The 7561-nt window shown below is 74.8% G+C and carries 6 protein-coding genes and 1 pseudogene; 2 read left to right on the top strand and 5 right to left on the bottom strand.

Annotated features, from left to right (window positions below):
* Nucleotides 1-2: 2 nt before the first annotated feature.
* Nucleotides 3-1091 carry a helix-turn-helix transcriptional regulator gene (locus ACFVYX_RS29620; protein ID WP_389684557.1) on the top strand — a complete coding sequence of 363 codons (1089 nt, stop codon included), beginning with the start codon at nucleotides 3-5 and terminating at the stop codon, nucleotides 1089-1091.
* Here the strand turns inward: ACFVYX_RS29620 and ACFVYX_RS29625 are convergent.
* The 4 genes from ACFVYX_RS29625 to ACFVYX_RS29640 form a co-directional block, all read right to left on the bottom strand.
* Entirely contained in the window at nucleotides 1039-3054 is a 2016-nt protein-coding gene (locus tag ACFVYX_RS29625) for a HelD family protein (RefSeq protein ID WP_389684558.1), read from the bottom strand. The genes ACFVYX_RS29620 and ACFVYX_RS29625 overlap by 53 nt on opposite strands.
* A gap of 70 nt (nucleotides 3055-3124) precedes the next feature.
* The gene (locus ACFVYX_RS29630) at nucleotides 3125-3796 is read right to left on the bottom strand and encodes a TetR family transcriptional regulator (protein WP_389684559.1); all 672 of its coding nucleotides are present in this window, start codon (nucleotides 3794-3796) and stop codon (nucleotides 3125-3127) included.
* A gap of 233 nt (nucleotides 3797-4029) precedes the next feature.
* Nucleotides 4030-5274: a GNAT family N-acetyltransferase gene (locus ACFVYX_RS29635; RefSeq protein ID WP_389684560.1), complete on the bottom strand. Its 1245-nt coding sequence runs from the start codon at nucleotides 5272-5274 to the stop codon at nucleotides 4030-4032.
* Nucleotides 5275-5335: 61 nt separating this feature from the next.
* Entirely contained in the window at nucleotides 5336-5956 is a 621-nt protein-coding gene (locus tag ACFVYX_RS29640) for an ABC transporter substrate-binding protein (RefSeq protein ID WP_389684561.1), read from the bottom strand.
* A gap of 139 nt (nucleotides 5957-6095) precedes the next feature.
* Between ACFVYX_RS29640 and dtd the strand changes: the two genes are divergently transcribed.
* Nucleotides 6096-6521, top strand: coding sequence for a D-aminoacyl-tRNA deacylase (gene dtd, locus ACFVYX_RS29645; protein WP_389684562.1), 426 nt, complete (start codon nucleotides 6096-6098; stop codon nucleotides 6519-6521).
* A 49-nt stretch (nucleotides 6522-6570) separates the two neighbouring features.
* On the opposite strand, the pseudogene ACFVYX_RS29650 reads toward dtd, so the two are convergent.
* Nucleotides 6571-7485: pseudogene (locus tag ACFVYX_RS29650) on the bottom strand (YgfZ/GcvT domain-containing protein); the annotation flags it as partial.
* Nucleotides 7486-7561: the final 76 nt, after the last annotated feature.

Raw genomic sequence — 7561 nt, forward strand, 5'->3', positions numbered from 1 at the left:
TCATGAGAGCCGACCGACTCGTCGCCGCCCTGCTCTTCCTCCAGACCCGGCAGCGGGTCACCGCCGCCGAACTCGCCGCCGAACTCGACGTGTCCGAGCGCACCGCACGCCGGGACCTCGAAGCGCTCGCGAGCGCCGGGATCCCGGTGTACTCGCAGGCGGGGCAGGGCGGCGGCTGGTCCCTCGTCGGCGGCGCCCGCACCGATCTGACCGGCCTCACGGCCCCCGAGATCCGCGCGCTGTTCCTCCTGACGGGGGCGGACGCCACCGCGAGCCCGCAGACCCGGACCGCGCTGCGGAAGCTCGTACGGGCCCTCCCCTCACCCCTCAGGAACGGAGCGGAGGCCGCCGCCCGCGCCGGGGTCTCCGACGGCACGGACTGGGCGGGCGCGGAGACCGACGAGGCCCGGCTGCCCTCGCTCCAGCGGGCGGTGGTCGAGGGCAGGGAGATCAGGATCGGGTACGCCCGTCCCGGCCGGGAGCCGCGCGAGCGGACCGTCCACCCCCTGGGCATCGCCGTGAAGGCCGGGGTCCGCTACCTCGTCGCGGACACCGAGCACGGTCTGCGCACCTTCCGCGTCGGCCGCGTCAGCTCCGTGACCGAGACCGGCGCCCCCGCCGTACGGCCCGAGGGCTTCGACCTGCCCACCGCCTGGCGTGCGCTCGCCGCCCGCATGGAGGACCGGATGGTCGCCGCGACGGTGAGGGGCCGGGCCGCCCCGGGCACGGAGGCGGTCCTGGAGGGCGTTCTCGGCGGACGGATACGGTACGGGGAACGCGCCCCCGACGGATGGACGCCCATCGAGGCCGACGGCCCCTCCCCCGAGGTGATCGCCTCCCAACTGGCCGGGCTCGGCGCCCGCGTGGAGCTCCTCGACCCGCCCGAGGCCCGCGCCGCCCTGAGCCGCATCGCGGCCGAACTCGCCACGCTGTACGGGAATCCGGCCGGCTCTCCCGCGCAGGCCGCCGCCGCGCCGCAGCAGACACGACCACCGGCACAAGCCCCCGAGGCACGACAGCCACTGGCAGCCGCCCCCGTCACCCACCGGACACCGCCGCCGTCTCCGGCTCCGGCTCCGGCGTCAGCCTGAGCCACTCCGGAAGCGCCCCCGCGTGCACCAGCGTCAGCCGCGACACGGCCCGGGTGAGCACCACGTACAGGCGGTTCGCTCCCCTCGGTTCCGCCGCCACGATCGCGGCCGGTTCGACCACCACGACGTGGTCGAACTCCAGGCCCTTGACGACCGCCGCCGGAAGCACGCTCACCCGGTCCGCCGCCCCGCAGCCGCGGACCGCGTCGCCCACGGGACCGGCCAGGGCGTCCGTGGTGATCACCCCCACCGAGCCCTCCGCCGTGAGCGCGGCGCGCACGGCCTCGCGGGTCGCGGCGGTGAGGTCCGTCGCCCGGTGGACCGTCACCTCGCCGTCCGCGCGGACCGACCGCCCCGCCGGTACGTCGGCGCCCAGGTGCGGAAGGAGCCGGTTGGCGAGGTCCACGATCGCCGCCGGGACCCGGTAGCCGAGGGTGAGCGGCACGACGGGTGCCTCCGCCTTGCCCAGGTGCGCCAGTTGCCCACGCCAGGAGCGGGCGGCCCACGGCGTGGTGCCCTGGGCGAGGTCGCCGAGGACGGTGAGCGAGCCGAAGGCGGTGCGCCGCGCGATGGCCCGGCACTGCATGGGCGAGAGGTCCTGGGCCTCGTCGACGACGACATGTCCGTAGCCCTGGGGGCGCTCGATCAGGCCGGCGAGCTCGTCGAGGAGGACGAGGTCGGCCGCGGTCCAGCGCGCCGAGCGGTACGAGCGCGGCGGGCGGTCCCAGCGGATCGCCTCCCGCTCGGTCCCGGTCAGAGCGGGATCGGAAGGGTCGGTGAGCACCTCCGCGAGCACTTCCTCGGGGGTGGTCCTCGGCCAGCACGCGTCGAGGAACGCGGTCACCGCCCGCGCCCGCTCGATCCGCCGCGCCCAGGCGGCGCCCATGGGACCCGACCGGCGTTCGGCCCGGAGCTGCAGGGCCCGTACGACCCGGGCGCGGACCCGCTCACGGCCCGTCGCGTAGGGCGGTGCCTCCTCCCGTACGGCCTCGACGATCTCGGCGAGGAGGGCGGCCGGCAGCCGCCAGTGGTAAGAGCCGTCGGGGACGGCGAGGTCCTCCGCCGGGGCCGGGCCGACCCTGCCGTACAGCGCGCGGTGCAGCACACCGGCCATCCGGGCGTCGTGCTTGACCAGGGCCGCCGCCTCGCCGTCCGCGGCCCGCACGGGGTGGCGGGCGAGCTCGTCGTCGAGGGTGGCCTGGCGGACGCCGGTCTCGCCGAGCGAGGGCAGCACCTCGGAGATGTACGCGAGGAAGGCGCGGTGCGGACCGAGGACAAGGAGGCCGGAGCGGCGGATCCGCTGCGGATGTGTGTAGAGGAGGTACGCGGCCCGGTGCAGGCCGACGGCGGTCTTGCCGGTGCCGGGCGCGCCCTGAACGCACAGGGAGGCGGCCGGGTCGGAGCGTACGAGGTCGTCCTGTTCGGGCTGGATGGTGGCGGCGATGTCCCGCATGGGACCCACCCGGGGGCGCTCGATCTCCCCGGCGAGGAGGGCGCTCGCCGTCACCGCCCCGCCGGCCGTGAGGGGTTCGTCCTCCAGGGCGGTCAGGTCCTCCGACGCGCCCCTGCTGTACGGGGCCCAGCCGAAGCGGCGGCGCCGGACGACGCCCTGCGGGTCGTGGGCGCCCGCCTGGTAGTAGGCGCGGGAGACGGGGGCGCGCCAGTCGACGACGAGCGGCGGGGCGGCGTGGTCCTCGGCGATCCGGCGGCGGCCGATGTGGTGGGTCTGGCCGTCCTCGCGGTCGAGGCGCCCGAAGAACAGCGGCCCCGGCGGCTGCTCCCCCATCTCCTTGGCGCGGCTGCGGAGGTGGTACCCGAGGGCTTCGGCGTCGGCGCCGGACGCGGCGGTGTCCTCACCGGTGACGACCTGTCCGGCGACGTCCTCGGTCATCCGGGTGAGGGCGGCGCGGCAGGCGTCGTGGTGGGCGCGTTCACGGGCGAGCTCAAGGTCCAGTGACGTCATTCCGGCAAGCCTAACGGAAGACGTTACTGAGTTACATTTTTTACTTGTCTACGGACAGGTCCCGTCGTGCTCAGTACGGGAGACCCTCCCGCAACGCGCGGAACGCCCTCTCCGCCGCCGCCACCGCGTCCGCCTCCACGGCCTCGACCGGCTCCCCGCCCGCGATCCGGGCCGTGTTCTCCTCCGCGAGGACCCGCAGCACGGTCACGATCTGCCCGGCCGCGAGCCGCGCACCGAGCCGGTCGGCCCCCCCGGTCGCGCCGGCGGCGAGCGCGTCCGCGAGCGCCACCTCCGAGCGCACGCGGTACGCGTGGAGGCGGGCGACCAGGGCCGGGGTGCCGTACAGGAGCCGGAGATACGCCAGGACCGCCGGATGGTCGCAGAGCCCGGTGACCGGATCACGCCGGGCGAGCCCGTCGAGCAGATGCGCGTACAGCGCGTCGAGCGGCGCGACGCCGGCACGGCGCCCGGCGGCCACCACGCGGGCCGACTCGTCCTCGTGGTCGGCGAACCGGTGGAGGACCAGGTCCTCCTTGGCCGGGAAGTACCGGAAGAGGGTCGGCTTCGAGACCTCGGCCGCGGCGGCCACCTCCGCGACCGACACCGCGTCGAAGCCCCGTTCGAGGAAGAGCGCGACGGCCGCGTCCGAGAGCGCCTGCCGGGTGCGCTCCTTCTTCCGCTCGCGCAGGCCGGGAGGGGTCGGCACGGTGGAGACCGGGCCGCCGTCCTCGCCGTCCGCCATGACCCGCCGCCTCCCGCTCACCTCTCACACACTTGACGCCCATCCTAAGACTTGATCCGCACGTCACCAGAGGGTGAGCTGCGGGGCGCGGCCGGGGCGGTGTCCGGGCTTTCCGGCGTGGTCACGCACGGGGCCCTGGCGGGCTCCTGAACTGCGGAACACCTCAGTAATGCGTACGCCTTACGGAGTAACGCGGACCGGCGGCACAACGGCACACGACGGCCCTGCGGGGATCAGAAGATGTCGGGCGAGAACGGCCGCAGCGGCGTACGGAACAGCAGGTCGGCGCGGGCGGCGGCGCCCGCCGTCAGCTCCTCGACCCGGCCGAGCCGGCAGAGCCGTACCGCCGACTCGTCACCGAAGGCCAGCGTGCCCAACTCGGCGATGTCGAAGGCGAGATCGGCGGACTCGGCGGTACGGGAGCAGGAGACGCCCTCCGGGGAGGCGTCGAGCCGGTAGCGCCCGCCGGCGAACCCGTCCCCGTCCCGCACGTCGAGCACCAGGGTGTCCGCCACCGGATACGTCCGGCCCTCCAGGACCCGGACGGCGTCCAGGACCCGCACCCACAGCATGTCCGCGTACGTCAGCGTCCTGGCGGCGCGCGGGTCGGGCAGCAGCATCGGCAGCGGGTCGTCGGGCGCCCGGTAGCCGGAGCGGACCGTGCCGACCCAGTCGATGGAGCACAGGTAGTGCCAGAGGGCGCGCTCGGCGGCCGGGGTGGCGGCGATCAGGTCCCGTACGGTCGCGGTGTTCAGCGGCTGCTTGGCGTCGCCCCACTTGTCGTCGGCCGTGTAGGACACGTACCCCTCGACCTCGCCGGACTCCGCGCGGTACAGCGCGTAGAACGGCTCCCGCCACGGCTCACTCTGCGCGCCGAGCCCCGTGCCGTACTCCCAGTCGCGGGTGGTGCGGTGGGTGACCCCGGCGCGGACGCGGGCGAGACGCCGGTGCACCTCGGGGCCGGCCTTACGGACCTCGTCGGCGTCGGTCAGGTCGATCCGGCCGCCGTCCTCCGGGCGCCCCGAGCGGCGGGGGTCGAGCCCGGCCCTGCGCACGTCCACGCTCCACTCGGTGGCCCAGCTCGCCGCGCCGAAGCCGAACCGCCCGTAAATCGGGTACTCGGCGGCGATCAGCGTCGCGATCGCGTCGCCCCGCTCCCTCGCGGCGGCCAGGTCGGCGGCCATCATCCGGCCGAGCAGCCCGCGCCTGCGGTGCGTCGGGGCGACGGTGACCTGGCTGATCGCGTCGGCGGTGAGACTGCCTCCGCCGACCGTGCTGACCTCCTGCCGGAACGACCGGAAGGTGGCGACGACCCGGTCCCGGTCGAAGGCGCCGAGCGTGCGCGCGAGGTCGGCGTTCGCCAGCCGGTCGGCGACCTCCTCGTCGGACACGACGGGCGGACGCAGGAATCCGGTGCGCAGCGCCCGCTGCCAGTCGGGGAACTCGGACTCCGTCACCGTGCGCACGTCGACACTCATCCCCCGACCCTATGCACGGCCCGGACGCGCCGCACGCGAGTTTCCCACCGGACTTCCCGGGTCAGGCCAGCAGGTCGTCGACCTGTGCCTCGCCCTCCCGGTAACGGCGGGCGATCTCCGCGCTGCAGTCGTCGGCGGTCCGCTGCAGATGCTGCCGGCGCCGGGAGATCTGCTGCTCGTACCCCGCGAGCCGCCCCATCGCCGTGTGCAGCTCGTCGTCCGTCCGCGCCGTCAGGTCCGACAGCTCGACCTCCGACAGCATGTCGGCCGCGAGCCGCCGGTACTCCTCGCTCCGCGGCGTCGACAGCGTCACGTGCCGGGCCGAACTGCGGTGCCGCGAGGGCACGTCGGCGAGGATCTCGGAGAGCCGGTCGAGGACCGGCGTCTCCGGGTCGGTCCGGCGCGCCAGCTCGGCCCGCAGGATGTCGATCCGGCCCTGGAGCATCCGCCGGACATAGCTCAGGTCGGCCTCGTCGCTCTGCGCGTCGCGGCGAAGGCCCCGCAGCTCCGGCAGCCGCAGCGCACCGAGGTCCGGTTGCGCGCGATCGGGCAGGGCGGGCTCGGCGGACCGTTGTACGGGCGGGCGCGTGGCCGGTCCTCCGCCCGGTCCACCGCCCCTGGTTCCTGCGCGGATCAGCGGTACGGGGCCGGACGGCGTCGGCCCGGTGCCAGGTGCACTCATGTGAATCGTCCCCTCGACCGGTGCGGAGCCGCACCGCCTGACACGCATGGTGCCACTCCTGCACGCGCGCGTGCAGGCGCTCTGCACCCGTTCGGCCCCTCGTCCTCCGGCCTGCGGGTGGCTCGGTAGGTTGGGGCGCATGCGTGCAGTGGTGCAGAGGGTCGACGGCGCGAGCGTCGTCGTCGCAGGGGAGACCGTCGGTGAGATCAGCGGCGAGGGGCTGTGCGTCCTGGTGGGGGTGACCCATGACGACACCCCGGAGAAGGCCGCCCAATTGGCCAGAAAACTCTGGTCCGTCCGGGTACTGAAGGACGAGAAGTCATGCTCCGACGTGAACGCGCCGCTGCTCGTGATCTCTCAGTTCACGCTCTACGGGGACGCCCGCAAGGGCCGCCGCCCCACCTGGAACGCGGCCGCGCCCGGCCCCGTCGCCGAGCCCCTCGTGGACGAGGTCGTCCACCGGCTGCGCGAACTGGGCGCCCGTGTGGAGACGGGCCGGTTCGGAGCGTCGATGCGCGTCTCCCTCACGAACGACGGCCCGTTCACGGTGCTCCTGGAGGTCTGACCGGGGCCGGGCCCCGCGCCCGGACCCAGCCTGACCGACAGGACAGCCCCTACGGCTCGACCACGGTCTCCTGAGCCGCCGCCGTCGTCCCGACGATCAGCGGCGCGTCCACGGGCACGTTCCGCTTCACCAGGGCGAGGGCGATCGGGCCCAGCTCGTGGTGGCGGACGGAGGTCGTCACGAAGCCGAGCTGCCGGCCGTCCTCCCCGTCGGCCGCGAGCCGCACCGGCGTGCCGTGCCCCGGCAGCAGCACCTCGCTGCCGTCCAGGTGCAGGAAGACCAGGCGGCGCGGCGGCTTCCCCAGGTTCTGCACCCGGGCGACGGTCTCCTGGCCCCGGTAGCAGCCCTTCTGGAGGTGGACCGCGCTGCCGATGAGACCGACCTCGTGCGGGATGGTCCGGTGGTCGGTCTCGAAACCGAGCCGCGGCCGGTGCGCCTCGACGCGCAGCGCCTCGTACGCGAGCATCCCGGCGGCCGGCCCGTGGGAGGCGGCGAAGGACTCCAGGTCCGCGCGCGGCAGGAACAGGTCGCGGCCGTGCGGGGTCTCCCGTACGACGACGCCCTCGGGCACCTCGGCGATGGAACCGGCCGGGAGGTGGACGACCGCGATCTCGTCCGTACGGTCGGCGACCTCGACCCGGTAGAAGAACTTCATCGACTCCAGGTACGCGACGAGCTCCTCCCTCGTCCCCGGCTCGACGTGCGCCCACACCGTCTCGCCGTCGTCGACGAGATACAGGGCGTGCTCGATGTGCCCGTTCGCGGAGAGGACGAGCGCCTCGGTGGCCCGGCCCGGCGGCAGATCGGTCATGTGCTGGGTGACAAGCAGGTGCAGCCAGCTCAGCCGGTCGTCACCGGTGACGGTGACGACACCGCGGTGGGAAAGGTCGACGAAACCGTGGCCGTCGGCGAGAGAGCGCTGCTCGCGGAACAGGTCGCCGTAGTGCGCGGCGACACCTTCGTGGGGGGGGGGGGGGGGGCGCGCGCCCCGGGCGGGGCGCGGGGGGGGGGGGGGGGGGTGTGGGGTGGGGAGAGAGAAG

Source organism: Streptomyces sp. NPDC058326, from assembly GCF_042879855.1.
Lineage (GTDB): Bacteria > Actinomycetota > Actinomycetes > Streptomycetales > Streptomycetaceae > Streptomyces.